Here is a 25,453-nt window from a genome sequence, read left to right on the forward strand (position 1 = left end):
GTTAAGTTGCTTTAACTAGTTTGGATAACAAGTTAGGATTTCCGCCGTTTAGATTACCTTTTGTATTAAATATTTTTTTTGACTTTTTAAAATATTTGTCCTTGCGGTGACCATTTATCTTATGTAACGCATTATAATTATCTCCAGAAATTGAAATATAAAATCCCTCATCCCACATTTTTTCCGCGTCTATATTTTTAACATACCAGACAAGCTGATAATGCAAATCTTCAGAATCTTCCTCATACTCGATTGTAATCTGATCTAAACGATTTTGATAAAATTTCTCGATAGTTAAACCTCCCATCAAGAATTCCTTAAAAAATATTTTAAAAACATTATCTCGAATTGTTCTGCGCCAATTATTAAATCTGTAGTTGTAATAATAATTTGGAGTGACCTTTTGCCAAAACGGCCCATAACTTATTAATAAATTAATTGCCTTTTTTTCGTTGAATTTAACGAATTCAAAATAACTCTGCTTTATCAAAGACAAATTTTCTATAGCCAAGGAGCGTGTATAATCAATAAGGTGACTACTATTAATACTGTTCATATCACTTCCGTCAAGGTTATATCTATGGTCTTCTAACTCCCAAATGATTTGTTCCATCTCGCGAATAACCTGTGAGTTCGAATTTAACAACGCTCTGTGCTTAAGATTTTCTTCTTCACGTTCCCGTCCGAATTCAAATTGCCATACACCGTCGTGTAACAATCCTTCAACATCCTTTTTGATTTGAACTACACTTCTTACATTGTTATTAAAGCGCAAATAGTAAATTCGGAGCATTCTGAAAATTTCATCTGTAAAACTTTCATTAATTTTCTCATCAGACAGATACAATAATAATGACCAGATAAACACCATTCTCCTTTGTTCCGTCGTTCTGTTAGCATCATTGAAATCCGCAAACCAATTGGTTTTGGAATTCAAAATTATCCAAATTTCTCCGATTGCCTTTTGCAACCAATCTATATTGCTGTAATGACTTTTAAAAGTTTTAGCTAAAGTCTTAAGTTTTACAAATCCATCGTAATACTTCTCTATTTTTTCTAAGCTTAAACTATTGGAAATAAACCGAATAGATATTTTATTATTTAAATAATCTAAGTGTGAAACGAATCTGGACTTGTCGTCTGCTAAATAATTTTCTAAGCCTGCAATGCACATTAAAAAACTATCAAATCCTCTATCCGCATTTGAATTATTACCTTTTTTTTTCCAAAATAAATCCTGCCAAATTTCCCATTTTCTTCCCCACGTTATTACCGTTGTTTTATCTTCAATTTCTTCAAAAAGAAGGGCGCGAATATTTTCATTATCACTAATTGCTTTTCCCCTTGAATTCATAGTAATGTAAAGTTCCTCACCTTGGGATGTTGCGTTAGTATTAAAGTGCCAAAACCTAACACGATTTAATATAAAATCATAGTCCGCTTCATCCATACTAAAACACAATCTATTGATGGTCTGAAAGCCTTCATTGATAGATTTTATTGTAGTGTCGTTTTTATAATTCTCTAAATACCAGGTTTTTTTAGATAATGAGTTTAGGTCATCGATAGTATTTGAATTATTAATAAGATCTAACATAAAATCCTGAGTCAGATTTCTCACCCTATAATTAAACGCCAGGCTTTTTCGGCTTTTATCAAATCTAATATCTTTAAGGAATAAATCCTTTTTCTTTAATTTTATCGAGAGATAAAAACAAAGTAAAAAAAGCGAAGTAAATCGCTGTTGTCCATCAATTAAAAATAAATCGGCTATCTCATCATTATTAATGTAGTTGGGCCTATATGTATAAAGAAATCCAATGTCCATTGCTTTTTCTGCATGAAACTCATCTTTAATTTTTTGAATTTCAGCTAAGCCATCACTGCCTTTTTCTTCAAAGATTGATTTGATTTTATTATCTAATGCCTCCTTTTTTAAACCCTCATGTTTTTTTGAATCTTTGAGTCCAATAATTATGTCTTGAAGGAATTCTTCTAATATTTGGTTACTTATCAATCCCCAAACATATTCACGTTGTATTTCAGGAACGATTAAATTCTTTTTTTTAATAATGTCTTTTATACTTAATTGCTCCATTACAACAAATAGTTAAATATTATTTCCTTGATTGATTTGAAACTGTTTTCTACATCTACGTTAGTCCAATGCTCCAGATCTAAACTTTGGATACTTGACTCATCTTGAAATGCCCTCACGAACACGTTAAATGTATGAGGGTGGATGAAGTTCCCTTCGTTACTTTCCTGTATAAGCCTCAATCTTTTTTTCGAGTATGGATTATTCTGAATACTCCTATTTACAGACGAATCGAGTAAAACCAAATTACCTATGGAATTTGTATCCACATCGTCGGTAAATTTTTCTACGAACTTTTCGATTTTGTTCCTGAATGAGTCTTGAGCAAATTTTTCCTCGAACTTTTCGATATTAAACCTGTCACTTTCATTTTCAACTCTATATTTATTTATGAATTCTATGTAAGATCTAAAATCAGATGCATTTTTGCTCTTTGGAGTCTTTGGGAAAATATGCTCAATATCTCTGTCTAATCTGTGAAATGCAATGGCGGGTAATTTTAGATTACTCCCTTGCTGCTTTGTGACGTGAATGATGTCAAGCAACAAAAGGATTTTTATCAACTCTTTCTGTGAAAGCGCTTCATCATACCAGTCTTTTTGATCTAGAAACTCTGCTGGGTCTTCACTAGTGGGAAAGAACTCTTTAAATTTATCTTTATAAAAATCGTGATAATTGCCATGAGTTTTTTCCTCGAACTTTCCGAGAATTCCTTCTCGAATAATGCCTTTTAATTCATCTATAAACTTTTGTCGGGTTTTATCTTCTTGATTCCATAACTTATAAATTTCTTTGAAAGAGGCATCTTTTTTTAACTGATTAAAAATATATCCCAAGAAATGATAAATATATTTATCATTGTACCAATCTGTCAAAGTATTGTGCAACTTGATAATTTCCAAATAGGTTGTTATTATGTCAAGTTGTCCTTCAATAAATTGAATTTCTAGGCTTTTCCCCTTTGTCTGTGCAAACAAGTAGTATAAATTATTAATTGGATATTGCTCACTATCAAATTTGATATCGCCTTTAGATTGTTGAGTTATAAAGCTGCTGAAATAACTTTTAGTTTCTTTGTTGCTCCACCAATTGTTCAATTCATCAAGTTCCCAGCCTATTCTAACGCGCTCTTCATTGATTTTAATTTGTAACTTTTGATCAGTGTCGTCATGTCCAAATTTAAATTTCGCGACTTTTGTAATTAATATTGCGCGAATTAGGTCAGAACCATCTAAAGGTATTCTCTTTGAATTAACATTTCCAAATACTTTCTCTTCGTCAGTGTCTTTGAGGTTATTCACTATGAACTTTACATTTTCCAGTATTTTAGTTGAGAATTTTTCTTTTTTAAACGAAGGATATTCATCTTCTTTATCTTCAAACCATCCATTTACCGTTCTGCATGTTGAACATAAGTAAAATATATCCTGATAATTAAACTCTCCATTAGTTTGGGTGTTAAATTCGTCCCAACTCATACGGTATACATCCAAAACTCTGTCCAAAATATAAGTTGTCTGAAATTCAAAAGTTTTTGATCTTATTGAATCTTGTGGATAGCTTAATTTATCTCTTATGAGTTCTTTTTCTCCGAGAAATGACAATATAATATAGAGTGTTGTGAGACGTTGCTGGCCGTCAACTACGTTAAAATAGCTATCTGATTTATTTACTAACGTAATATTTTGTAGACAATAAAATTCGTTCTGTTTGCCCTGAAATTTAAAAATGTCATCTAATAAAGTTGTCACTTCGTTTTCAGACCATTTATATCCACGCTGATACTCTGGAATATTATAGTGGGTCTTTTTATTCTGAGATAAGAATCCTGACTTACTATCAAATACTTCTGCCACACTATAGATAAAATTACTCATAATTAAATTTTTGCTTTGTGCATCCAAAAAGTTGCCGGATTTATAGTTGACACATTCAAAATGAGGCTAAACATTTTATGCATAGTTTAATAATTAAAAATTGTAGGTAAAAACCCAATCGCTCTCCCAATATTCCCATCACTAAAAATTTCCCTTTCCAACTTCGCCTTCCATTCCAGCTCCTTCTTAATAATTCCTTTTACGTTCTCTACAGTAACAGGCAAATCATTTTTATACAATTCAATCATCGTACTATCCACAGTAGCATATAACTCCAATTCATCATTCGATTTATATTTAAACTGGCTTTCCAGCCAGTTCATATAATCATTGCTCCAATATTTTTCAAAGTAACCCTTTGCTACAACAATGTTTTGACCTGCAATAAACCCCGTCAGATTACCATTTTTATGGTCAACCACATAACCATTTTGGTGTGCAATCTTTTCTGGTCCGGCATACTTTGTTTTAGGATTGTAAGGCCCCGCAGCTTTCCGCAGATAATCTGCTATCTGGTTGTCAGCATGGCGATGGAATAAATAAGAAAGTTTCGTATAACGTTTCCTGCCTAGTGGATACTTTTCACTGCCAAATCTTTCAGTTAAAACTGATATTAAAACTGCTTCTTTGAATTCTTTAGATGCTTCTTTTATTTTGGCTTTTTGTATTGGAATAGTTAATGTTTCTAGCTGTTCTTTGACCTTCTGCACTTCAATCTTCCCACTCATCAACCGCGGCAATAAAATATCTCGGGATTCTTTGAGAAGACGGTTTTCAATACCAAGATTAATTTTCAAGTTTAGCCAATCATTAAATTTATTGATATAATTGTCGATTTCTTTTGGTGGAATAACTATTTCGATTGTGTCTAAGTGTTTTTTTCCTAAGTGTGCTACCGTAGCTCCTGAAATTGTTGCCTCAAAATACTTAATAGGCTTTACGATTGCTTGTGAAAGATAACCGTGATAAAATTTATCTACTGCTTTTATATTGCAAGAACGCTGAACTAAAAAAGCTTTTGGCCCCGACCAATTATTTATATAGAACTCGCCGTCCATACCAACTAATAAATCTCCCTTTTTTACTAAAAATTTATCGTTAACTTTCTCTGTTGTGAAATCATTTGTGTTGGAATTTGGAATATTTCTAATACGTATTATTGGCATACCCTTTTTATCTGTGTTGAACTGATTTGCTTTAAAAGCAAAACCATTGCTTATTTCAGCGATATCAACAAGCATCTTCCTTTCCCACCCCTCCGGCAACCCATTCTGCCCAACCTCCAACTGCACCCCATTCACCCTAAACTTCACAAACCACTCCTCATAAGTCCGCTGCGCCAATTCTTCAAGCAGCTTAATACGTTTCAAATTGTTTTCTATTAGATCGTCGTATTGCGACAGTATATATCCTATTTTTTGTTGAACATCAAAATTAGGAAGGGCAATTTTAAATTTTCTGATTGAACCTAACGTAATACTTGCTTGATTTGCTGCTCCTTGAGCTGTGCTTAAATTGTAAAACTTGAAGCTTTCATCTTTCAGCCTGTAAAACAAAAAATCGCTATCCACGTTTTCAAGGGGAACAATTTTCACAATATTCTGATTGAGCAATGCATTTTCTAGTTGTTTTGGTACTCTAACAACTTTACCAACAATTGATGCTGGATTGCTTTGCCACGAACCAACAGTTTGGATCAAAATGTCTTTGTGCCGTAGTTTATATTTATGAAATTTACCTGCCTCATCATCAGAATAATATAACAAATCATCAGTAGAAATTGAATCACTTGTAAAATTTGAAGCTCTAACAATAGGTGTTCCTTCTTTAACGTATAAACTACTTTTAAAAGCATTACCTTTTAATGTAGTCATTATTCCCCCCAACTCAACTTCTTGATATTCTCTCATATCAATTCCTTTAAATTTTCAGAAATAGTCTTACTCAAAACCAAAGCCTCTGCATTCAAAACATCCAATTCCTCCTGTATTTCAATCAACCGTGTTTTATAATCAAAATCCTCATCCAATGACAAAGTCACCCCCACAAAACGCCCAGGCGTCAGGCTGTAATCATTCTCCGCCACTTCTTCAACAGTTACAATCTTGCACAGCCCTTCAATGTCCGTATATTGGCTTTCAGGAAAGCGCTCATTAAACCATTCATTATTCCCGGCAACTTCCGGCTTCTCGCCGCGGTACATTTGCATGATTGCCGTCAAACCTTCCAGCTGGTCATCACTAAAATCATTAATTGTCGTACTTACTTTGCGGAACACATTACGTGCATCAATCATCAGTATCTTATTCTTATTCTCCGGCTTTTTGCCCTTATCATAAAACCATAAGTGGCATGGCAGTGAACGCGTATAAAAGAAATTATTCGAGATAGAGACAATACAATCCACAGCGCCGCTTTCAATCAGTTGCTTCCGGATCAGTTTTTCACTATGCCCGGCATCAGTTGCAGAACTCGCCATGACAAATCCCGCACGGCCTGTAGCATTGAGGTAACTGTAAAAATACTGCATCCACATATAGTTCGCATTATCACTCTTCGGCAACCCAAACGGCAATCGCGGATCTTCTTTCACAAAATCCCTGTTCTTGTCCACTTTATTTACGTTAAACGGCGGGTTCGCCATGACGAAATCGCACTTCTCAAACAAGTAGTGCGGGTCGCTGTAAAAGCTGTTCGCTTCAATGATTTTACCCTCAATACCGTGAATTGCTAGGTTAATTTTAGCAAGTCGGGTGTTGTTGGTTTTCTGCTCGGTACCATAGCAGGTAATCGCCTCATTCACACCTTTGCTCGTATGGTCTTTTACAAAATAGCCTGTCTGCACAAACATACCGCCCGAGCCACATGCCGGGTCATGGATAATACCATGGTCAGGCTGTATAAAGTTTACTATCAGTTTCACAAGGCTTGGTGGCGTAAAGAACTCACCACCTTCCTGTGCACCCGCTCCCTGCATTGAAAACTTCATCAGGAAATATTCATATATCCTTCCAAAGACATCTCCTGTAGCTTTTTTTACCGCATCCTTATTAAATACACGAATCAGGTCGCGCAAAAGGTCACTTTCAAATTCCTGGTAATTCTTAGGAAGGTTACCCTGTAAATCAGGATATTCCGTTTCAATGGTTTTCATCGCATTGTTTATAGCCTCAGCGATATCTGCACCCTCGGGTAAGTTGGCTAAGTATTCATATTTTGCCTCATTAGGCAGCATGATGGCTCCGGCAGCAAGGAAATCTTCTTTGGTTGCAGCACGTTTGCCTCTTGGCCCGTCCGGGATATTGGCTTCAACTGCCGGTCTGGCTTCCTCATATTTATTCTGTGCAAAGCGAAGTAAAACAAGTCCCAATACAGGGTCTTTATATTCGGCAGCGGTTAACTTACTGTTTGCTCTTAGCGAATCGGCAGCATCCCATAGTTCTTTTTCAAGTTGCTTGATTTGGTCTTGGGTCATTGTAATCTTTATGAATTGATTTTGCTGCTAAAAGTAGGACTTTGGGTTTCCAAAAGCAAACGTCCGGAAGCCTAATTAACATTAGTGAATGACGAATATCAGTAAACTTTCATTTCTCATTTACTGCCCTGATCAAACTTTCGGTCCTTTTGTCTGCCCTTGCATTCTGCAAAGAAATCAAAGCCCACACCGCAGCTGGAATCCAGCCAATGAGCGTAATCTGAAGTAATAGGCAAATAACAGCAGTAATAATCCTGCCCCTGAAAAGGAAAGATAAAAAAGGAAAAAAAATGGCTATTAATGTCATTGGGTTTGATTTTAATTGTTTGAGCCCAAACATAATAACTTTCCAATTACAAAAAAATACCCACTAGGGGGTATTTTACAAATAAAAAGCGCCCCTTTCAAAGGCGCTTTTCAATCAGCAGAACAGCTTTTATGCCACATCAATAACCGTCAATGCATTAAACTGTCCGTTGCTTAATGCATACTGTATCCCGTTCATCTCCTGGTAAAATTCCATGAGCAGCAGGTACAGTACCGTACCCGTCCCGGCAGGTACGCCAGTAGGAGTGAGGGTCACATTTCCGATTGCAGCACTAAGGGCAAGATTCACTACAGGGCTGTACGTGATGGCCCGCTCCCCGGTATGGAAATTCAGGTTCAGGAACGCCGCCCGGAACGAAACATGTGTAGCATGCGGGGGTGCAACAACCTGCTCAGCAGGGATCAGGTCGGTAATGACGATCTTTCCTGAAGCTTTAGTAAGTGCATAGGGTGCCATGAGCGCTTGTGGCAGCGACACTTGTCCGTTAAACTCAAAACCCTTAAGGAGTTCCTTGCCCGCTACAGTATTCAGTCCGTGGTAAACCTGCCGTTGCCCGCGTACCGAATTCACATCCAAAGCCTTGATGCCGGTCATGGTTTGCATCAGCCTGATGTTCATAGTGCCTTCTTTGGCCTTGTTAATCAGTACGCCACAGGAATCCCGCAGCAGCTTGCCCGCACTCGCAACCATTCCAAACTCTACGCCGTTCTCACGGGTACGTTTGAATTTCGGGTCGGTCATAATGCGGTGCTTGCTCACGCCACCTTTCTGCCTTAAAAGATATTCATCTTTTCTCTTAAAAAAGGAAATGTCATCGATCTTTCCTTCAACCTTTAAAAATCCGCGTTGTTTCGCCATGATAAAAAAAATTAAAATTAATAATGGCACAAAGGAATATCCTTAATATGCTGGTTTCCAAATCGCTTGTTCCGTTTGGTTCGGGTTAGTTCCGAATAAATGCATTTATGTACAATTTAGCCGCACTTTTAAAATATCATAGGCGTTTTAAAGAGGTAATAATTTCATATATCTATTTAATAAATGTTAATTTATTCTCAATGAGTGCGTTTTATTATTAATTCCTTTAGAAATTAGCTACGTATTTAATGATAGTACTAGCTCAAGCTCGCACGTCCCCGCGGCTGTAAAGCAGTTTTGATGAGGTATCAAAGCGGTACTAATGCGGTACTAATACGGTACTAGTGCGGTACTAAAGCGGTACTGGTGCGGAATAAAGCGGTAAATGAATAATCCAAATACCAAATACAACTTAGAAAAAAATTACTAACCAATAAACAAACAAAACATGGGACAGCTAGAAGGCACATCAAGGTTGTGCATCCACACCAAAGACATGGTGCTCCTCACAGGTTACAGCGAAGGCTACTGCCGAAGGGTCATCAGGGAAATCCGAACCAGGAATAACAAGAAAAGGCACCAGCCCGTTACCATATCAGAATTCTGCAGCTACCTCGGCTTCGAAGAGGAAGCTGTCCGCAAAAGGCTATACTAATCTAAACATGTCCCATCACAATCCCCTCATGCCGGAGAGAAGTCGCCACCAATCCCCTCCCCATAACAGAGTCCTCACTAATCCCCTCCCCCGGAGGGGTGGCCGCAGGCCGGGGTGGTTATCAAGACGCACCACAACCTCACATTAAAAGTGGCACCCATCATTCAAAAACTGTAAAACACCCCTGCAATACTGTAACCATACAATCTGCCCATATCGTAAATTTGATTCCATAAAAAACAAATCATTATGGAATTCAGCGAAAACGACAAAGCAGGGTACAGGGGTGTCATTGCCGTAAACCTGGACAACAAGGAAGAAGTGGCGCATTGGATGGAGCACTGGGATGTTACCGAAACGCAACTGCGCGAAGCTGTAGCCGGTTGTGACAGCAACCTGGTCAGTGCGATTGCGGCTTACCTGAAGAGATAATACTCCGTTGTAAGATTCCGAAGTCGCTTAAACTATAGGCATGTTCCTGTATTTGTAAAAACTTGACTGGCCCGGTAGCGTCATTTCCAAATCATAAACTTTCATTTTTTATTCATAACACCGGCCCCAACGGCATCCTCTATTTTTGCTTGAAACAAAGCAACAGCACCATGAAAGCACAACATACTTACAACGGATTCGAAGCCTACGAGCACCTGATGGTCATCAGCGCCAATGAAGATCATAATGAAGATGTGAATGCCACGCCACACTCTTTTGAGGATTGGGATTTATTCTTCCCGGACACGGCGTTTTAACGAAACCTATTAAGCCACTGACAATAGGTCCGGCGATTGATGCCAATACTAAATGAAAAGCCCGCAAATCAATGCAGGCTTTCTCACAATATAGTAATTTCAAATTCTAAAGTGAACTGTCAGAAACAATCCGCATCTTCTATCGATTCAAAGGATTGGCTCCTAAAATCGGCCCTTCGACTTCTTCCGGTTCCGGAGATTTGGTCGGGGAGGTACTTCCGGTAAGGACATTATTGCTGAAATCGTAGGCATCGTTAAGCTCCTTTGTCTTGACTTCGCGCGTGTTGCGGTACTTCTTCACGTTAATCTGGTGTTCATAAATGATCACCCATGAGCCGCTTTCACTATCCAGTGCCAAAGCCTTGGTGATGATAGCATGTGATGCGGTCTCATAATCTGGCCTGATGATTTGCGAAACCTGTGTTGTACTGTATTTTCCCTGCGAAAAGCAGAACCCTGTTGCCAGGAGAAAGAAGAGGACATTGATTTTCATTTTGCTGCGGTTTTAATGGCAGCAGGTTAAGACCGGGTAGTTTGGTAATCCAAATGTATACAAATTATATATAGCCCAGTGTTAAAGTGAGTAAAGAAGCCCAATGACTGAGTGAATACCTGATTGTAATGAGAATTAACGGAATCAGTTGCCGGATACCAAGCTTCTGAAGAGCTGAGCCGATCACTTCCTCACTCACTACCTTAAACCTTCACCGTCTTCCATTTTCCACGCTTAAACAGGATAAAGCTCGCTATCGTAATACCTGTTTCTGCCACAGGAAGTGCAATGAACACCCCGCGTGGCCCCATCTCTAAGTATTTGGCCAACAGATAGGCCAATGGAATCTGGAACAGCCAAAACCCTATCAGGTTTACGATCGTAGGGGTCCAGGTATCGCCGGCTCCGTTAAAAGCGTTGATCATCACCATCCCGATGCCGTAAAAGACATACCCGCAGGCTATGATACGCACCGCTTCAACTGCATACGTGCGTACGAGCGGATCGTTGGTAAAAAAATCAACCAGTATTTCTGCTCCAAGCAAAGATATCAGCATGACAACCAGCATGTATATTACATTGTATTTAGCTGTTTTCAGCACCGATTCTTCAGCGCGCTGGATTTCCTTTGCGCCGAGGTTCTGCCCGACCAACGTAGCCGCAGCATTGCTCATGCCCCATGCCGGCAACAGGAAGAACATCATCAGGCGCATGGCCGTCTGGTACCCCGCAGAACCATGATCCCCGCCCGTAGTGGCGACAAGCTGTGCCAGGAAAATCCAGCTGCACGAGGCTATGACAAACTGCAATACCGCCGGAGAGGCAATTTTTACAATCGACCGTATGATTTCGGGATCCGGTTTCAGATAAGAAAAAGCGACTTTGAGTACGCTGTTACCATGAAACAAATGATACAGCTGGTATGTTACTCCGATGCTCCGTCCAAGGGTCGTAGCGATCGCCGCACCTGTAAGTCCGAATGCAGGAATCGGTCCCAGTCCATTAATGAATATCGGGCATAAGATAATGTTGCTGATATTGGCAATCCAAAGGCTTTTCATCGCAATGGCAGCATTACCAGCACCTCGGAAAATCCCATTGATCAGGAACAGCAGCATGATGACGATGCTTCCTCCGGTCATGATTTGTATAAAGGGCGTGCCTTGTTCCGCAGCCTGGGCACTGGCTCCCATGAGTTTTAATATATCGGTGCCAAAATAAACGCCAAGGCCACTGATGACGATGTTGATACAAAACGCAATCAGGATGGCCTGCATGCCCGAACGTGCTGCCGCTTCAGGGTTTTTCTCGCCAATGCGGCGCGCGACCATGGCCGTTGCCGCCATGCTGATTCCGATGGCAAGCGAATAAATGATGGTCAATACGGATTCTGTCAGCCCGACCGTCTGCACTGCAAAGCTGCTGTTTTCAAGATGTCCCACAAAATACAGGTCGACCAATGCAAATACCGATTCCATGCACATTTCGAGCATCATCGGGATGGCGAGCAGGATTACCGACAGCCGGATACTGCCGGTAGTATAGTCAATGGTTTCGCCTTTGAGCGATTGTTTTATGATGGAAAAGATATTGGACAGGGTTCCGGTGAAAGGTTTTTTCTGTTTCATAAAACAAATATATCTTTTTTATAAAAAAGCAGGCCCATAAAGTGAGCCTGCTAAAAGTCTAAAAGTCTAAAATCTATTTTTATGTATCCAGATTCCCACGATTGATATGGTTGTCCGGATGGGAATTCGGGTAACGGTTCGCCGCCGTATCCGAATTGCGGTCTTTGTTTTCTACCTGTGACTGCATGTCGCCATCGTATGATTTTGCGTTTGGAGTATCATCCTGAGTGTCATTTGCAGCAGTGGCATCGGCATTCCTGGCGCGGTTCACTGTGTGTTGCCTGCCATTGTCGTCGGTTTCGGTTTCCTGCTGGAGTTTGGATGCTGCAGGATTGTAATCTTCAGGGAGGTTTTCGGCACTGAAACCTTCGTTGACTTCCTGCTCGTTGTTTATTTTTTTATTGCCGAGGTCTTTATTGTGGTCCATGATGGTATGGTTTAGAATTGTCATTTCAATTTACGGCGATTTAATGACAATCTATTTTTGTTTAACATACATTTAATTCCGTTTATCTTTGCGCCATGGGCCATCATCATTACATCATCCATAAACCTTACGGGTATTTAAGCCAGTTTGTTTATGAACTCAAACGGAAGAAAAAGCTTTTAGGCGAATTGTATGATTTTGCTGAAGGCACGATGGCTATCGGGCGCCTCGACGAAGACTCCGAGGGTTTATTGCTATTGACAACGGACGGCATGATGAGTGAAATCGTGCGGGGCAGGAAAGTCGAAAAGGAATATTACGCCCAGGTGGATGGTATCATCACACAGGCCGCTGTCGACGAACTTAAGAACGGTGTCGAAATAGGCTTTAACGGCAAAAAATACATTACCCGAAAATGTGAAGCCCATCTGCTTGAAACGCCTGATTTACCTGCACGCGGCCAAAAAATCCGGGATGAGCGCCATGGCCCGACGAGCTGGGTATCGATTACATTGAAGGAAGGGAAGTTTCGTCAGGTAAGGAAAATGACGGCTGCGGTGGGGTTTCCAACCTTAAGGCTGGTACGGGTGCGTATCGGGAATGTGCATCTGAATGACCTGAAGTCAGGAGAAGTCATGGAAGTGGATGATTTTTCGCTTTAGTATTAATATTTTACCACAATCAAAACCTATCAAAAACTTACATTCCATTATTGGTGTTGTTTTGGAGTTGTATGAAAATTACGAAGCGTCTATATTTGTAACCAACCAATAAACCGATCACAAATGAAATTATTGAAGATTGCGCTGCTTGCGTTGCTGTTGTCCTTGCCGGTATCGGCACAAAAGAAAAAAGGGACAGTAGTGAGTTCCTGGATTACAAAACCGGACAGATCTGCCTTATTGCAGCAACAGCCTGCTTTATATTTTAAGAATGTAAAGCAAAAAATGCAGACCATTTATGTCGATGAAAAAACGACCTTCCAAACGATGGATGGTTTTGGCTATTGTTTGACTGGCGGTAGTGCGCAACTGATCGGTAAAATGGGCGAAAAGGAACAATCTGAGTTGCTCAGGGAATTATTCTCGGATAATTTAAGCAGTATTTCCATCAGTTACCTGCGCGTAAGCATCGGTGCTTCGGATCTAGATGACCATGTATTTTCGTATGATGATTTGCCTGAAGGTGCAACCGATCCGTCACTGGCTAAGTTCAGTTTAGACAATGATTACAGGACGGGATTGATTCCGCTGTTGAAGAAAATCATCGCCATCAATCCAACCATAAAAATCATGGGTTCGCCGTGGTCGGCACCGGTTTGGATGAAAACAAATGGCAAAGTCAAAGGAGGCAGCCTGAAACCGGAGTTTTACGAGACATACGCAAACTACTTCGTGAAATATATTCAAGCCATGCAGAAAGTTGGCATTCCCATTGCTGCAATTACGATACAAAATGAACCGCTGCATCCCGGCAATACGCCGAGCATGTACATGGAAGCCAAGGACCAGGCCATTTTCATAAAGAAACATTTGGGACCGGCATTTAAGAGCGCTGGCATTAAGACTAAAATTATCCTGTACGACCACAATTGCGACAAACCCGAATATCCGATTTCGATAATGGATGACCCTGAAGCAAAACAATATGTTGACGGCTCCGGTTTTCATTTGTATGGCGGTGAAATCACAGCAATGACAACTGTTCACAATGCCCATCCGGATAAAAACCTGTATTTCACGGAACAATGGAACGGCGGTCCTGAGAAGTTTGCCGAAGATTTAAAAAGCAATGTCGGAAACCTTGTCATCGGGGCCACGCGCAATTGGGCGAAAACCGTCCTGCAATGGAACCTTGCCGCCGACCCGCAATACAATCCGCATACCGACGATGGCGGTTGTACTTCGTGCCTCGGGGCCATTACAATTGATGGAAATCATGTGACACGCAATATTGCCTATTACACCATGGCGCACGCTGCCTCATATGTTGAGACAGGCTCAAAACGCATTCAGAGCAACATCGTCGGGGACTTACAAAATGTGGCATTTATTACGCCGAATGGCAGGAAAGTCCTGATTGTACTCAATACAGGCAATACGACACAGCAATTCTTTATCAAAGATTCAAAACGCTGGGGCAAGGCGGTCACGGCAAGTTTGGAAGCTGGTGCCGTTGCCACTTATTCATGGTAACATCGACAATAAAACATACAGCGATAAAAGCAGGCCCGAAATGAAAAGACCCGCCTAAGCAGGTCTTTGTCATCAAAGTGTACCATCAAAAACTAGTAGCTGTTGTCTGGATTTTCGGTATAGGTCACACCCACCGTACCCGAAGACGATTGGGGATTTCCGGAACCATCCCTGACCGGAAAACTCGTGTTCGGCGTAATCATCGTCATGGTGTTGCCCGACATTCCGTTCCCGGTTTTAAAAACATAATGATTTACAACGATATCATTGTCCAGGTCCGATGTGGTGGTGAGCGAGTTTTCTGACCTTGTCCAGGTTCCCTTCGTGACCCTTGCATCGCAAAACGAAATTGTCCCTTGTATACTGATGAAATTCTCCTCCAGTATGTAGGTGCCGTCGCGGTTAATCGTGATCCTTGAATCATCAAAACACCTGCTTTCCTCCATCAGGTTAATGGAACTGACACCGTCCTCATCATAGTCTACCGCCCTCGGGGCATTAAACGCAGTAAGATTGTAGGTTCCTGTAATGTCATGGTTACCGGTGGTCCTTTCATCATCACATGCCAGTACTAAACATCCGGCAGCGGCAAGCAAAACAAATTTCATTTTTTTCATTTTCTTTTTTCATTTATTAATTGGTCAAATGTACACTGGGCATTGGCGGAACCTTTACAACATTCCATCCGAAGGTTACGATGCGTTTCCGTAATCCCGTAACCTTCAAAGCCAATCCTGTAACTTTAGCAGCACAACATCAGCTTGACTGTTTTACGGCATTTCAGGTACAGTTACCAACAGTCATTTAATAACTAATTCAAACGAAATCCAATTATCTGACTATCTTTGCGCAAGTTTAACTTTTTCAAATAAAAATGAAGCCTGACACACAACAACTCAACAATTTAAGCATTCAGGTACGCAGGGATATTTTGCGTATGGTTCATGCCGTAAACTCAGGCCATCCGGGCGGTTCGCTGGGCTGTACCGAGTTTTTCGTAGCCCTTTACCAAAACCTGATGGACCGGAAAGACACCTTTGATATGGATGGTATCGGGGAAGATATCTTCTTCCTTTCCAACGGCCACATTTCACCGGTTTTTTACAGCGTATTGGCGCGCAGCGGATATTTTCCGGTTGCAGAACTGGCGACTTTCCGCCACATTAATTCCCGTCTTCAGGGACATCCGACGACACATGAAGGATTGCCGGGCGTACGCATCGCATCAGGCTCACTAGGGCAGGGGATGTCGGTAGCCATCGGAGCTGCACAGGCCAAGAAACTGAACAAATGCAATCATCTCGTTTATTCCCTGCACGGTGATGGGGAATTGCAGGAAGGACAGAATTGGGAAGCCATTATGTATGCTTCAGCAAAAAAAGTGGACAACCTGATCGCTACCATCGACCTTAACGGAAAGCAGATAGACGGTTCTACCGATGAGGTGTTGGCGATGGGTAGTGTAAAAGCCAAATTCGAAGCTTTCGACTGGGAAGTACTTGAAATCACTGAAGGAAACAACATCGAAGCCATTATCAAAGGCATGACCGAAGCCAAATCCAAAACCGGAAAAGGAAAACCGGTTTGTGTACTGTTGCACACTGAAATGGGCCACGGTGTCGATTACATGATGCACACCCACGCCTGGCATGGCAAAGCCCCGAATGATGCGCAGCTTGAAGCGGCATTAAGCCAGAATTACAGCGAAAGTGAAAGCGACTATTAAAAAGAGATATTAGATTTTAGGATTGAGAATTGAGACAAGGCACAAGTTGTTTATCTCACATCTCAATACGCATTATTCAATACTAAAAAGACAATGAAAAAATATACAAACACAGGCAGTAAAGACACCCGATCCGGTTTTGGGGCAGGGCTTACTGAGTTAGGGCAGAAGAATGAAAACGTAGTCGCATTGTGTGCGGACCTTATCGGATCGCTCAAAATGGACGACTTCAAGAAAAACCATCCGGAGCGTTTCTTCCAGATCGGTATTGCTGAGGCGAATATGATTGGCATTGCCGCCGGATTGACCATTGGCGGTAAAATACCTTTTACGGGAACTTTTGCAAATTTTTCCACAGGAAGGGTTTATGATCAAATCCGCCAGTCAGTGGCATATTCGGATAAGAATGTAAAAATTTGCGCTTCACACGCCGGACTTACATTAGGTGAAGATGGTGCCACACACCAAATCCTGGAAGACATCGGCCTGATGAAGATGCTGCCGGGAATGACCGTAATCAATACCTGTGATTACAACCAGACCAAAGCCGCTACGCTTGCAATAGCTGACCATCATGGACCTGTTTACCTGCGTTTCGGGAGGCCGGTTGTGCCAAATTTCATGCCGTCCGATGAACCTTTTGAAATCGGGAAAGCCATTTTGCTCAATGAGGGTAGTGATGTAACTATAGTTGCCACCGGGCATCTCGTTTGGGAGGCATTGCTTGCAGCCGAAGCTTTGGAAGCCAAAGGGATTTCTGCGGAAGTCATTAATATCCATACCATTAAGCCCTTGGATGAAGCCGCAATCCTGAAATCTTTAGGTAAAACAAAATGCATTGTAACTGCCGAAGAGCACAATATCCTGGGAGGACTTGGTGAAAGTGTGGCAAGAGTGTTGTCACTTCACCATCCGGCGCCACAGGAATTTGTTGCCGTACAGGACAGTTTCGGCGAAAGCGGGACCCCTGAGCAACTGATGGAAAAATATAAGCTGAACCATCAGGCGATTGCTGAAGCGGCCATGAAGGTAATTGCGAGGAAATAAGAAATTAGTGAATTGGCAGATTAGCGAATTCGCTCTGCGACCAATAAAAAAATCCCGTCTATTATGACGGGATTTTTATTTATAGTGTATGTGTAATCCGCTGATTTATTAATGGCAACTCGCATCCAGATGCTTCCTCAATCGCGTCTGTGATGAAGTGTCTCCAGCGCAATTCGGAATTCCTGCCGGTTCATTCAGCAGTGGATCTGCATTAGGAATCGGGTCAAATGGATATTTCCATGAAGGGCCTGCTGTTCCTGCTGGTTTGCGGACTTCATCTTTGGTATAGTAATGGTCGTTGTCATCATCGATATCGATAAAATCAGGAACAGTATCACCATCTGTATCATCATCAAAATAATCGCCATTGTGGTTCAGGTCTTCATACAGTGACAATACGCCATCCTGATCATGGTCACGGCGTTTCACTGAATTGAGCCTGACGGTAAAAACCAATGGGGAATACGAAGGGATGTTCACCCTCGCCGTATTAAAGTAGCCCAATCCGGAAGGAAGGAAAACCACACCCACACCGGCATTGTTAAACGTATAAGTCCCGTCACCATTCTGTGTAACGCTTTCGGCAGGATTCAGCAGGGTTACAAATTGCCTGTAGCCTGAAATCAATGCGCTTTCTGCCGTACTCATTATAGGGTAAGTGGACCAGATGCCATTTTTATTCCTGTCAAATTCCTTGTTGTCAAGCTTCCATCCGCGATAACTTGTGAAAGTCGAATCTACGGTTGTCGGGCGGTTTGCACCACCACCCTGGTTCAAAATCACATAATACATGTGGTAAGGTACCGTATCTTCAGGATCACCGGTAGTAAGGTTGGATACCCTAACATCGTTGGTTACGATTTTATCTTTTACCAAAGGATATTCCGTATTGTCCCAAATGGACACGTGTCCGTCACCTGCAATAAGCGTGTCAATCGCAATATCCTGCAGTCCGTCGATAGTGGTGACGGTCATGTAATGTGTTTTCAGGTAAGTTTCGATAGAATCTATATCGGCGGTATATTGTGCAGCGCGATCACGCAGAGGAGCTGTTTTGATACTATCATCATTTTTATGGCAGGAAAATAATGTCAGGGAGGCGGTAAACGCAATAAAATAAAACTTAAATTTGTTCATTCTTGAGTCGAATTTTGATGGCGCAAGATACAATATAGATTTATTTTTGAAACAAATTTAACTCCGTTTTTGTAAAAGATATGAGAATTGATAAATATCTGTGGTGTGTGAGATATTACAAGACACGGAATATGGTGACAGAAGCCTGCAAGAAGAACCAGATCACTGTAAATGGCAGTGTTGCAAAGCCATCGAAGGAAGTGTTTGCAGGAGATAAGATTACTTTTCGCAAAGAGCAGATTACCCATATTATTGCGGTATTGGATATTCCGCTGAATCGTGTAGGCGCGAAGTTGGTTGATATTTACCGAAAAGATGAAACCCCGCCGGAAGCCTTTGCACATCTCGAGATGATGAAGCTTTCCAAAGAACATTACCGTCGCACCGGAGATGGGCGCCCTACTAAAAAAGACCGTCGTGATCTTGAGGATTACGAGCTTGAAAACGAAACCGATTCCTGAGTATAATTTACAAAGCACATGAGCCACAACATCATCCTGAACCATCAGGAAATCGAGCATAAGATCCGCAGGATTGCTTACCAGATATATGAAACATTCGTTGACGAGGAGACTGTAATTGTAGCCGGTATCGCTGACAATGGGATTGTTTTTGCAGAGAAAATCAAGTCGGTGCTTGAAAAAATCGCTCCTATAAAAGTACTTTTATGTGAAGTGCGTATCGACAAGCAAAATCCGAATAATCCAGTAACCACTTCACTTACACCCAGTGAATACAGTGAAAAATGCCTTGTATTGGTTGACGATGTGCTGAATTCCGGGACTACATTAATATATGGGGTAAGGCATTTCCTGGATGTTCCACTGAAGAAATTCAAGACGGCGGTTTTGGTCGACAGGAATCATAAAAAGTACCCGGTGAAAGCTGATTTTAAAGGGATTTCGCTTTCGACTTCGTTGCTTGAGCATGTGAATGTGGAATTTAAGGAAGAATCAATCGCCTACCTGAGCTAGCAATTTTATGATTTCCTGAGCCACCCCTTCAGGTGTAAGTGCATCGGTATTGATTTTAAAACGGGCCTGGTTGTAGTAAAAACTTCTTTCAAAAAGATGGGCTGCAATGTAATCTGATTGCTCCTGTTCAGATATTGATGTGATTAAAGGTCTTCCGGAAATCCCTTCCCGCAGCCTTTGCATTAAAGTACCCACTGTTGCTTTCAGGTAAATTGAAATGACATCTTCCTGCTTTAAAAACTCATGGTTGTTTGCATAGCACGGTGTTCCGCCGCCAAGGCTCAGGATAAAACTTTCCGGGCGTTGCAACTGTACCATCAGTGCTTTGTGTTCTGCTTTCCTGAACCAGATTTCTCCTTTTGAACTGAAAATTTCGGGAATACCTGCCTGTTCGCTTTCTTCAATAATTTCATCAAGGTCATAGGCCGGTATATGGATTTTTTGAGACAAAATTTTCCCAACCGTCGTTTTCCCCGAACCCATATAACCAAGTAAAATGATTTTTCGCATAGAATAAATCCTTATAAACTAGGGCCTTAAGGCCAATTATCAAAAAAACCCAAATTTAAAGGAAAATTGCTTTGAAAAATAAATAATAAGGTCTTATATTTGCACCCGCGTTCAGGGAATGAAAATAATGACTCGATAGCTCAGTTGGTAGAGCACAACACTTTTAATGTTGGGGTCCTGGGTTCGAGCCCCAGTCGGGTCACGAAACGACTTAATTTCCTGAAGCACAGACTCGATAGCTCAGTTGGTAGAGCACAACACTTTTAATGTTGGGGTCCTGGGTTCGAGCCCCAGTCGGGTCACAGAAGTCGGGCGAAAAGCTTGACTTTTTTTTTACGGCGACGTGGAGAAACTGGTAGACTTGCCATCTTGAGGGGGTGGTGCTCGTAAGGGCGTGTGGGTTCGAATCCCATCGTCGTCACTTAAGAATGGAAACCCGCACGATAGTGCGGGTTTTTTTATTTTCCTTCCTGATGTTGAGCTTGCTCATAAATCAGGAAGGAAAATAAAAAAACGCCCAATCCCTGATTGGGCAGGTTTTCATTTCCACTACGCGCCAGATGGGCTGGCCGCAGCCATCCCATCGTCGTCACTTTTTAAAACCGTAATCAGCTATAAATAAACTGATTACGGTTTTTACTTTTAAAATCTTCACGATATTTTCACAGCATATATCACTTAAAAAAACGCCCAATCAGGGATTGGGCAGGTTTTCAGTTCCACTGCTAATCAGATGGGCACCCGAGCGCAGCGAACTGACGCACTAATCCCGCCATCATGTAAGGAATAAACCGGAAACTTCGGGTTCCTTCGCCATTATTATCGCGAAACTGCGTTAAGGATAGAAGCGGAAAGCCCGGAGCGCAGCGAGGACTTGTAGCGGATAGCCTGACGCGACGCAGGAAGCGTAACGCCCAAAAAAGCCTGTGGAAAGACATAAATTTTCCCTATTTTTGTTTAAATCCGTTTGTAGTGATGAACAATACCCATGCTATTTTCAATATCCGAGACCTCGAAAACATTTCGGGTATTAAGGCGCATACGATACGTATTTGGGAAAAGCGGTACAATATTTTGCAGCCGGAGCGTACTGATACCAACATCAGGCTTTATACTATTGAAAATCTCAGGCGCCTACTTAACATTACGTTGTTGCACCATCACGGCTATAAAATTTCCAAGATTGCCATTTTTGATGAAGGTAGGCTTGCCTCGATGATCAAGGATATCATTTCGCCTAAAACTGTCAAACATCACGCTATCAATGCGTTTAAGATGGCCATGCTGCAATTTGATCAGCAATTTTTCCAGGAAACTTATTTTAATCTATTGGCAGAAAAATCATTCAGGGAAATCTTCAATGACATTTTCATCCCCCTTTTGAATGAAGTCGGGTTGTTATGGCAAACCGAAACCATCACTGCAGTGCAGGAGCATTTCATAAGTTCGATGATACGCCAGAAACTCTTTGTCAGTATTGAAAAAACGCAACAAGAGGTAACCATTAGTAATAGCGGAACTTTTATTTTTTACCTTCCGTCAAACGAAAACCACGATATCGGATTGCTGTATATGTATTATGAGGCGATCCTGAATGGTTATAAAACCATTTACCTCGGTCCGGGAATACAGATAGATGACCTGCGCAGGCTTTTGCCGCATGTTGAGAATCCAGTTTTTGTAACGTATTTTACGCTGCATCCTGAAAAAGAGACTTTGCAGGAATATTTTTCAGAATTCCTAAGAAAATTACCTGATGAGACTGAATTGTGGATTGCAGGCCATAAGGTACTGGATCTGCCGGATCAGGTCAATATTCCGTCCATCTCTATCATTCGCTCGTTTGCAGACTATACGAGGAAATTATAATTTTCGATGGTAGGCTTATTTTGTTTATCATTTTGCTATATTTGTTAAACAATTATGAAAAAGAAAATTGCTGTTATCGGTTCCGGATTTTCATCGCTTGCTGCTGCTTGCTATCTGGCAAAAGACGGGCATGCGGTAACTGTTTACGAAAAAAATGACACCATCGGAGGCCGCGCAAGGCAGTTGAAAAAAGATGGGTTTACGTTCGATATGGGACCGAGCTGGTATTGGATGCCTGATATTTTTGAGCGTTTTTTTGCTGATTTTGACAAAAAGCCATCTGATTATTATGAACTGATCAAACTTTCGCCAGCTTATAGTGTTTATTTCGGGCCAAATGAGCACGTTGAAATTGCAGACAATTTTACCGCAATCTGCAATACTTTTGAAGAGATAGAACCTGGAAGTGGTATCAAGCTTGCTAATTTCATTGGCAAGGCCAAAAATAATTATGCCATCGCAATGACGGATTTGGTATACAGGCCCGGGAATTCTCCTCTGGAGCTGGTCACTGCAAAAACGATCCAGAATCTGGGACAGTTCTTTACCAATATCAGCGGCGATATCAGGAAACAGTTCAGCAACCCGAAATTGGTCAGCATTCTTGAATTCCCAGTATTATTCCTTGGCGCCAAGCCATCGGATACGCCATCTTTTTATAGTTTTATGAACTACGCTGATTTTGGGATGGGCACCTGGCATCCGAAAACCGGGATGTTCGATGTGGTAAAGGCGATGCAGGAACTCGCAACAGCATTGGGCGTTACTTTTAAAACATCAAGCAGCATTCAGAAAATAATCGTACAAAATAATAAGGCGACAGGGCTTGTCATAAACGGCGAAAATATAAACGCAGATTTGGTTCTGAGCGGTGCAGATTACCACCATACTGAAACATTAGTGGACAAGCGCTTTCGGCAATACTCAGAAAAATATTGGAATAGCAGGGTTTTTGCTCCTTCTGCGTTGCTTTTTTATGTGGGACTGAATGAGAAAATCAAAGGTATAAGCCACCATGCCTTATTTTTTGACACCGATTTCGAAAAACATGCGAAATCTATTTATGACACGCCTGAATGGCCGGAAGCCCCTTTGTTTTATTCCAGCTTCCCTTCAAAAACAGATCCTTCGACTGCTCCTGAAGGCATGGAAAGTGCCGTTTTCCTTATTCCGCTTGCGCCCGGAATTGATGATACTCCGCAACTGCGCGATAAATACTTCGAAATCATTATGAACCGTTTCGGAACGATAACCGGAACCGATTTGCGTAAAAGCATTGTATTTAAGGAAGACTATTGTGTGAATGATTTCACATCAGATTACAATTCCTATAAAGGCAATGCCTACGGACTGGCCAATACGCTGATGCAAACAGCTTTCCTGAGGCCAAAACTGAAAAGCAGGAAAATCCGTAATTTATATTTTACGGGCCAACTGACTGTTCCGGGCCCTGGTGTTCCCCCTGCGTTAATTTCGGGGAAACTGGCTGCGGGGCTGATACAAAAAGACATTGCAAATAAACCTGATCAACGATGAAATCCATATTCGATACCATATCATTCCAATGCTCCAGAGATGTCACGAAGGCTTACAGCACTTCATTCTCGGCCGCAGTGCGTATGCTCGCGCCATCCATTAGGCAGGATATTTACAATATTTACGGATTTGTTCGTTTTGCGGATGAAATCGTAGACAGTTTCCATGACTATGATAAAAATGTGCTTTTCGATGCTTTTGAAATGGATTTGAAAAAGGCGATAAGCCATAAAATCAGCCTGAATCCTGTACTCAATGCATTTCAGCACACCGTGCATAAATACCAGATTCCGATGGCGCTGATTGATGCTTTTATGAAAAGCATGCGGCTGGACCTGACAAAGACGGTTTATGAAACCCAGGCGGATTATGAACAATATATTTATGGCTCGGCCGATGTAGTGGGATTGATGTGCCTTAAAGTTTTCGTAAATGGGAATGATGCAAAATACAACGAACTGGAATTTGCGGCGATGAAACTCGGATCTGCATTCCAGAAAGTCAATTTTCTCAGGGATCTGAAGGCGGACCATGAAGAATTAAACCGCACCTATTTCCCGGGAACTGATCTGAACCAGCTCGATGAAATTTCAAAGCAACGGATTATTGATGAAATTGAAGCCGATTTCAAGATTGGATATGAAGGCATTGCGGCATTGCCGCTTGAAGCAAAGTTTGGCGTTTATACCGCTTATGTTTATTATACGAGGCTACTTTCTAAACTTAAAAAAATCCCGTCGACGGATTTGAAGAGCAAACGCATCCGTGTGCCGGATTATGAAAAATATGGACTTTTTGCCAAATGTTACCTGACGTACAGGTTTAATTTTATTTAATATGTGGATTCATATTGTCGTTTTTTTCCTGACTTTTTTCTTTATGGAATTTATGGCCTGGTTCAGCCATAAATATATCATGCATGGGTTTTTATGGGTTTTGCACGCTGATCACCATAAAAAAGACCATGACTCGTGGTTTGAACGTAATGACATGTTTTTTATATTTTATGCTGTCATCAGTATCGGTTTTTTCCTGCTTTGGCAATATGATGTCCTGAACATAGGGCTTGCCATCGGTTTAGGGATTTTTGCTTACGGAGCAGCATATTTTATGGTGCACGATATTTTTATACATCAAAGGTTTAAAATATTCCGAAATGCCAACAACCGCTACGCACGCGCCGTACGCAGGGCACATAAGATGCATCACAAGCATTTGGGCAAACATGACGGTGAATGTTTCGGGATGTTGATTGTCCCGTTCAAATATTTCAAAAAATAAAGCACCCTTTTGAGGTGCTTTTTTGATTTGCTGTCCGATTGTTGATTATATATGTCTTATTTCATAAGCTTTTTCAATGGCTCCAATTGCTTTTGGTCGATGTTGGCATTTTTCAGCAGCGATAACAACGTCATCACACCTGATGGATCCATATCATTGCCTAAAACCCTGACTACTGCAATGCCGTTTTCTTTTTTTGCAGCATAAATAACGAATTCGTCAATATGCTCGTCGTCTTTTCCTACATAGCTTATAGAAGCGCCATCGCTTCCGGAACCGACACGCATCAGCAGTTCGTATTTCTTGTCATTAAGAAGGTTTTTTAATGCCTTATTTTCTGTGTCATAAGCCGTAGTTGAAACAGAATCCGATTTGAAGAAAAGCATGTTCATTTTATCAAACGAGTCGAGCGCTTTCTTTTCATCTGCAGTCAGTTTCAGCTTGTCCATCTTGAAAATATTTGGTGTTAAATCCAATACGATAAAATTGGACTTTCCGCTTTTCTTAATGAAGTATTTCTGCAGGGTAGGTTCAGAATTGCAGCCCGTTAAAAACAGGCTGCAACTGAGTGATATAAGAAGGCGTTTCAT

Annotated in this window: 26 protein-coding genes and 3 tRNA genes; 16 read left to right on the forward strand and 13 right to left on the reverse strand. The window is 41.2% G+C overall.

Annotated features, from left to right (window positions below):
* Window position 1: 1 nt before the first annotated feature.
* The 6 genes from HYN49_RS07715 to HYN49_RS07740 all read right to left on the reverse strand — a co-directional run bounded on the left by HYN49_RS07715 (window position 2) and on the right by HYN49_RS07740 (window position 8,636).
* The gene (locus HYN49_RS07715) at window positions 2-2,098 is read right to left on the reverse strand and encodes a DUF262 domain-containing protein (RefSeq protein ID WP_108903583.1); all 2,097 of its coding nucleotides are present in this window, start codon (window positions 2,096-2,098) and stop codon (window positions 2-4) included.
* Window positions 2,098-3,975 (reverse strand): DUF262 domain-containing protein, encoded by a 1,878-nt coding sequence (locus HYN49_RS07720; protein ID WP_108903584.1) that lies wholly within the window; start codon window positions 3,973-3,975, stop codon window positions 2,098-2,100. The genes HYN49_RS07715 and HYN49_RS07720 overlap by 1 nt, the downstream gene beginning before the upstream one ends.
* Before the next feature lie 86 nt (window positions 3,976-4,061).
* Window positions 4,062-5,885, reverse strand: coding sequence for a restriction endonuclease subunit S (locus HYN49_RS07725; RefSeq protein WP_108903585.1), 1,824 nt, complete (start codon window positions 5,883-5,885; stop codon window positions 4,062-4,064).
* Complete coding sequence (locus HYN49_RS07730; protein ID WP_108903586.1) at window positions 5,882-7,450, reverse strand: class I SAM-dependent DNA methyltransferase; 1,569 nt, start codon at window positions 7,448-7,450, stop codon at window positions 5,882-5,884. Before HYN49_RS07730 ends, HYN49_RS07725 begins: the two co-directional genes overlap by 4 nt.
* Before the next feature lie 109 nt (window positions 7,451-7,559).
* A complete protein-coding gene (locus HYN49_RS07735; protein ID WP_317045832.1) occupies window positions 7,560-7,790 on the reverse strand; it encodes a YqaE/Pmp3 family membrane protein in 231 nt (76 codons plus the stop codon).
* A gap of 96 nt (window positions 7,791-7,886) precedes the next feature.
* A complete protein-coding gene (locus HYN49_RS07740; RefSeq protein WP_108903587.1) occupies window positions 7,887-8,636 on the reverse strand; it encodes a hypothetical protein in 750 nt (249 codons plus the stop codon).
* A 448-nt stretch (window positions 8,637-9,084) separates the two neighbouring features.
* Here HYN49_RS07740 and HYN49_RS07745 point away from each other — a divergent pair, with 448 nt between their 5' ends.
* The 3 genes from HYN49_RS07745 to HYN49_RS15165 all read left to right on the forward strand — a co-directional run bounded on the left by HYN49_RS07745 (window position 9,085) and on the right by HYN49_RS15165 (window position 10,040).
* Entirely contained in the window at window positions 9,085-9,291 is a 207-nt protein-coding gene (locus tag HYN49_RS07745) for a hypothetical protein (RefSeq protein ID WP_108903588.1), read from the forward strand.
* Between the two features lie 249 nt (window positions 9,292-9,540).
* The gene (locus tag HYN49_RS07750; protein WP_108903589.1) at window positions 9,541-9,723 is read left to right on the forward strand and encodes a DUF3606 domain-containing protein; all 183 of its coding nucleotides are present in this window, start codon (window positions 9,541-9,543) and stop codon (window positions 9,721-9,723) included.
* Window positions 9,724-9,893: 170 nt separating this feature from the next.
* Window positions 9,894-10,040, forward strand: coding sequence for a hypothetical protein (locus tag HYN49_RS15165; protein ID WP_181368930.1), 147 nt, complete (start codon window positions 9,894-9,896; stop codon window positions 10,038-10,040).
* A 139-nt stretch (window positions 10,041-10,179) separates the two neighbouring features.
* On the opposite strand, the gene HYN49_RS07760 is transcribed toward HYN49_RS15165, so the two are convergent.
* The 3 genes from HYN49_RS07760 to HYN49_RS07770 all read right to left on the reverse strand — a co-directional run bounded on the left by HYN49_RS07760 (window position 10,180) and on the right by HYN49_RS07770 (window position 12,612).
* Window positions 10,180-10,533 carry a hypothetical protein gene (locus HYN49_RS07760; protein ID WP_108903591.1) on the reverse strand — a complete coding sequence of 118 codons (354 nt, stop codon included), beginning with the start codon at window positions 10,531-10,533 and terminating at the stop codon, window positions 10,180-10,182.
* A 203-nt stretch (window positions 10,534-10,736) separates the two neighbouring features.
* Complete coding sequence (locus tag HYN49_RS07765; protein ID WP_108903592.1) at window positions 10,737-12,161, reverse strand: MATE family efflux transporter; 1,425 nt, start codon at window positions 12,159-12,161, stop codon at window positions 10,737-10,739.
* 79 nt (window positions 12,162-12,240) lie between these two features.
* On the reverse strand, window positions 12,241-12,612 hold the full coding sequence (locus HYN49_RS07770) for a hypothetical protein (protein ID WP_108903593.1): 372 nt from the start codon (window positions 12,610-12,612) through the stop codon (window positions 12,241-12,243).
* A 71-nt stretch (window positions 12,613-12,683) separates the two neighbouring features.
* Here HYN49_RS07770 and HYN49_RS07775 point away from each other — a divergent pair, with 71 nt between their 5' ends.
* Both HYN49_RS07775 and HYN49_RS07780 read left to right on the forward strand, forming a co-directional pair.
* Window positions 12,684-13,250: a pseudouridine synthase gene (locus HYN49_RS07775; protein WP_108903594.1), complete on the forward strand. Its 567-nt coding sequence runs from the start codon at window positions 12,684-12,686 to the stop codon at window positions 13,248-13,250.
* A 123-nt stretch (window positions 13,251-13,373) separates the two neighbouring features.
* Window positions 13,374-14,783, forward strand: coding sequence for a glycoside hydrolase family 30 protein (locus HYN49_RS07780; protein WP_108903595.1), 1,410 nt, complete (start codon window positions 13,374-13,376; stop codon window positions 14,781-14,783).
* A 92-nt stretch (window positions 14,784-14,875) separates the two neighbouring features.
* On the opposite strand, the gene HYN49_RS07785 is transcribed toward HYN49_RS07780, so the two are convergent.
* On the reverse strand, window positions 14,876-15,400 hold the full coding sequence (locus HYN49_RS07785; RefSeq protein WP_108903596.1) for a lipocalin family protein: 525 nt from the start codon (window positions 15,398-15,400) through the stop codon (window positions 14,876-14,878).
* 257 nt (window positions 15,401-15,657) lie between these two features.
* Here HYN49_RS07785 and HYN49_RS07790 point away from each other — a divergent pair, with 257 nt between their 5' ends.
* Both HYN49_RS07790 and HYN49_RS07795 read left to right on the forward strand, forming a co-directional pair.
* Window positions 15,658-16,509, forward strand: a complete 852-nt coding sequence (locus HYN49_RS07790; protein WP_108903597.1) for a transketolase — start codon at window positions 15,658-15,660, stop codon at window positions 16,507-16,509.
* Window positions 16,510-16,602: 93 nt separating this feature from the next.
* Window positions 16,603-17,556, forward strand: a complete 954-nt coding sequence (locus HYN49_RS07795; RefSeq protein WP_108903598.1) for a transketolase family protein — start codon at window positions 16,603-16,605, stop codon at window positions 17,554-17,556.
* A 108-nt stretch (window positions 17,557-17,664) separates the two neighbouring features.
* On the opposite strand, the gene HYN49_RS07800 is transcribed toward HYN49_RS07795, so the two are convergent.
* Window positions 17,665-18,693 (reverse strand): FKBP-type peptidyl-prolyl cis-trans isomerase, encoded by a 1,029-nt coding sequence (locus HYN49_RS07800; protein ID WP_108903599.1) that lies wholly within the window; start codon window positions 18,691-18,693, stop codon window positions 17,665-17,667.
* 80 nt (window positions 18,694-18,773) lie between these two features.
* On the opposite strand from HYN49_RS07800, the gene HYN49_RS07805 reads away from it, so the two are divergent.
* Window positions 18,774-19,154, forward strand: a complete 381-nt coding sequence (locus tag HYN49_RS07805; RefSeq protein ID WP_108903600.1) for an RNA-binding S4 domain-containing protein — start codon at window positions 18,774-18,776, stop codon at window positions 19,152-19,154.
* Window positions 19,155-19,172: 18 nt separating this feature from the next.
* Entirely contained in the window at window positions 19,173-19,667 is a 495-nt protein-coding gene (locus tag HYN49_RS07810) for a phosphoribosyltransferase domain-containing protein (RefSeq protein WP_108903601.1), read from the forward strand.
* Here HYN49_RS07810 and HYN49_RS07815 read toward each other — a convergent pair.
* A complete protein-coding gene (locus HYN49_RS07815; protein WP_108903602.1) occupies window positions 19,647-20,177 on the reverse strand; it encodes a shikimate kinase in 531 nt (176 codons plus the stop codon). The two genes, HYN49_RS07810 and HYN49_RS07815, sit on opposite strands and share 21 nt — an antisense overlap.
* A 129-nt stretch (window positions 20,178-20,306) precedes the next feature.
* Here HYN49_RS07815 and HYN49_RS07820 point away from each other — a divergent pair.
* The 7 genes from HYN49_RS07820 (at window position 20,307) to HYN49_RS07850 (ending at window position 24,863) form a co-directional block, all read left to right on the forward strand.
* Window positions 20,307-20,379 (forward strand) — tRNA-Lys (locus tag HYN49_RS07820).
* Window positions 20,380-20,406: 27 nt separating this feature from the next.
* Window positions 20,407-20,479: transfer RNA gene (locus tag HYN49_RS07825), tRNA-Lys, on the forward strand.
* A 35-nt stretch (window positions 20,480-20,514) separates the two neighbouring features.
* Window positions 20,515-20,598: transfer RNA gene (locus HYN49_RS07830), tRNA-Leu, on the forward strand.
* 554 nt (window positions 20,599-21,152) lie between these two features.
* Window positions 21,153-22,046: a MerR family transcriptional regulator gene (locus HYN49_RS07835; protein WP_108903603.1), complete on the forward strand. Its 894-nt coding sequence runs from the start codon at window positions 21,153-21,155 to the stop codon at window positions 22,044-22,046.
* A 54-nt stretch (window positions 22,047-22,100) separates the two neighbouring features.
* On the forward strand, window positions 22,101-23,582 hold the full coding sequence (locus HYN49_RS07840) for a phytoene desaturase family protein (protein WP_108903604.1): 1,482 nt from the start codon (window positions 22,101-22,103) through the stop codon (window positions 23,580-23,582).
* A complete protein-coding gene (locus HYN49_RS07845) occupies window positions 23,579-24,418 on the forward strand; it encodes a phytoene/squalene synthase family protein (protein ID WP_108903605.1) in 840 nt (279 codons plus the stop codon). The genes HYN49_RS07840 and HYN49_RS07845 overlap by 4 nt, the downstream gene beginning before the upstream one ends.
* Window position 24,419: 1 nt before the next feature.
* Window positions 24,420-24,863 (forward strand): sterol desaturase family protein, encoded by a 444-nt coding sequence (locus HYN49_RS07850; RefSeq protein WP_108903606.1) that lies wholly within the window; start codon window positions 24,420-24,422, stop codon window positions 24,861-24,863.
* Window positions 24,864-24,919: 56 nt separating this feature from the next.
* Here the strand turns inward: HYN49_RS07850 and HYN49_RS07855 are convergent, their stop codons facing one another.
* The gene (locus tag HYN49_RS07855) at window positions 24,920-25,453 is read right to left on the reverse strand and encodes a DUF4252 domain-containing protein (RefSeq protein ID WP_108903607.1); all 534 of its coding nucleotides are present in this window, start codon (window positions 25,451-25,453) and stop codon (window positions 24,920-24,922) included.

It is taken from the genome of Flavobacterium pallidum (assembly GCF_003097535.1).
Classification (GTDB): domain Bacteria; phylum Bacteroidota; class Bacteroidia; order Flavobacteriales; family Flavobacteriaceae; genus Flavobacterium; species Flavobacterium pallidum.

Excerpts from the sequence above, each read along its gene's own strand:
- HYN49_RS07715 (WP_108903583.1), bottom strand. The coding sequence starts at position 2,098 with ATGGAGCAATTAAGTATAAAAGACATTATTAAAAAAAAGAATTTAATC.
- HYN49_RS07720 (WP_108903584.1), bottom strand. The coding sequence starts at position 3,975 with ATGAGTAATTTTATCTATAGTGTGGCAGAAGTATTTGATAGTAAGTCA.
- HYN49_RS07725 (WP_108903585.1), bottom strand. The coding sequence starts at position 5,885 with ATGAGAGAATATCAAGAAGTTGAGTTGGGGGGAATAATGACTACATTA.
- HYN49_RS07730 (WP_108903586.1), bottom strand. The coding sequence starts at position 7,450 with ATGACCCAAGACCAAATCAAGCAACTTGAAAAAGAACTATGGGATGCT.
- HYN49_RS07735 (WP_317045832.1), bottom strand. The coding sequence starts at position 7,790 with ATGTTTGGGCTCAAACAATTAAAATCAAACCCAATGACATTAATAGCC.
- HYN49_RS07740 (WP_108903587.1), bottom strand. The coding sequence starts at position 8,636 with ATGGCGAAACAACGCGGATTTTTAAAGGTTGAAGGAAAGATCGATGAC.
- HYN49_RS07745 (WP_108903588.1), top strand. The coding sequence starts at position 9,085 with ATGGGACAGCTAGAAGGCACATCAAGGTTGTGCATCCACACCAAAGAC.
- HYN49_RS07750 (WP_108903589.1), top strand. The coding sequence starts at position 9,541 with ATGGAATTCAGCGAAAACGACAAAGCAGGGTACAGGGGTGTCATTGCC.
- HYN49_RS15165 (WP_181368930.1), top strand. The coding sequence starts at position 9,894 with ATGAAAGCACAACATACTTACAACGGATTCGAAGCCTACGAGCACCTG.
- HYN49_RS07760 (WP_108903591.1), bottom strand. The coding sequence starts at position 10,533 with ATGAAAATCAATGTCCTCTTCTTTCTCCTGGCAACAGGGTTCTGCTTT.
- HYN49_RS07765 (WP_108903592.1), bottom strand. The coding sequence starts at position 12,161 with ATGAAACAGAAAAAACCTTTCACCGGAACCCTGTCCAATATCTTTTCC.
- HYN49_RS07770 (WP_108903593.1), bottom strand. The coding sequence starts at position 12,612 with ATGACAATTCTAAACCATACCATCATGGACCACAATAAAGACCTCGGC.
- HYN49_RS07775 (WP_108903594.1), top strand. The coding sequence starts at position 12,684 with ATGGGCCATCATCATTACATCATCCATAAACCTTACGGGTATTTAAGC.
- HYN49_RS07780 (WP_108903595.1), top strand. The coding sequence starts at position 13,374 with ATGAAATTATTGAAGATTGCGCTGCTTGCGTTGCTGTTGTCCTTGCCG.
- HYN49_RS07785 (WP_108903596.1), bottom strand. The coding sequence starts at position 15,400 with ATGAAAAAAATGAAATTTGTTTTGCTTGCCGCTGCCGGATGTTTAGTA.
- HYN49_RS07790 (WP_108903597.1), top strand. The coding sequence starts at position 15,658 with ATGAAGCCTGACACACAACAACTCAACAATTTAAGCATTCAGGTACGC.
- HYN49_RS07795 (WP_108903598.1), top strand. The coding sequence starts at position 16,603 with ATGAAAAAATATACAAACACAGGCAGTAAAGACACCCGATCCGGTTTT.
- HYN49_RS07800 (WP_108903599.1), bottom strand. The coding sequence starts at position 18,693 with ATGAACAAATTTAAGTTTTATTTTATTGCGTTTACCGCCTCCCTGACA.
- HYN49_RS07805 (WP_108903600.1), top strand. The coding sequence starts at position 18,774 with ATGAGAATTGATAAATATCTGTGGTGTGTGAGATATTACAAGACACGG.
- HYN49_RS07810 (WP_108903601.1), top strand. The coding sequence starts at position 19,173 with ATGAGCCACAACATCATCCTGAACCATCAGGAAATCGAGCATAAGATC.
- HYN49_RS07815 (WP_108903602.1), bottom strand. The coding sequence starts at position 20,177 with ATGCGAAAAATCATTTTACTTGGTTATATGGGTTCGGGGAAAACGACG.
- HYN49_RS07835 (WP_108903603.1), top strand. The coding sequence starts at position 21,153 with ATGAACAATACCCATGCTATTTTCAATATCCGAGACCTCGAAAACATT.
- HYN49_RS07840 (WP_108903604.1), top strand. The coding sequence starts at position 22,101 with ATGAAAAAGAAAATTGCTGTTATCGGTTCCGGATTTTCATCGCTTGCT.
- HYN49_RS07845 (WP_108903605.1), top strand. The coding sequence starts at position 23,579 with ATGAAATCCATATTCGATACCATATCATTCCAATGCTCCAGAGATGTC.
- HYN49_RS07850 (WP_108903606.1), top strand. The coding sequence starts at position 24,420 with ATGTGGATTCATATTGTCGTTTTTTTCCTGACTTTTTTCTTTATGGAA.
- HYN49_RS07855 (WP_108903607.1), bottom strand. The coding sequence starts at position 25,453 with ATGAAACGCCTTCTTATATCACTCAGTTGCAGCCTGTTTTTAACGGGC.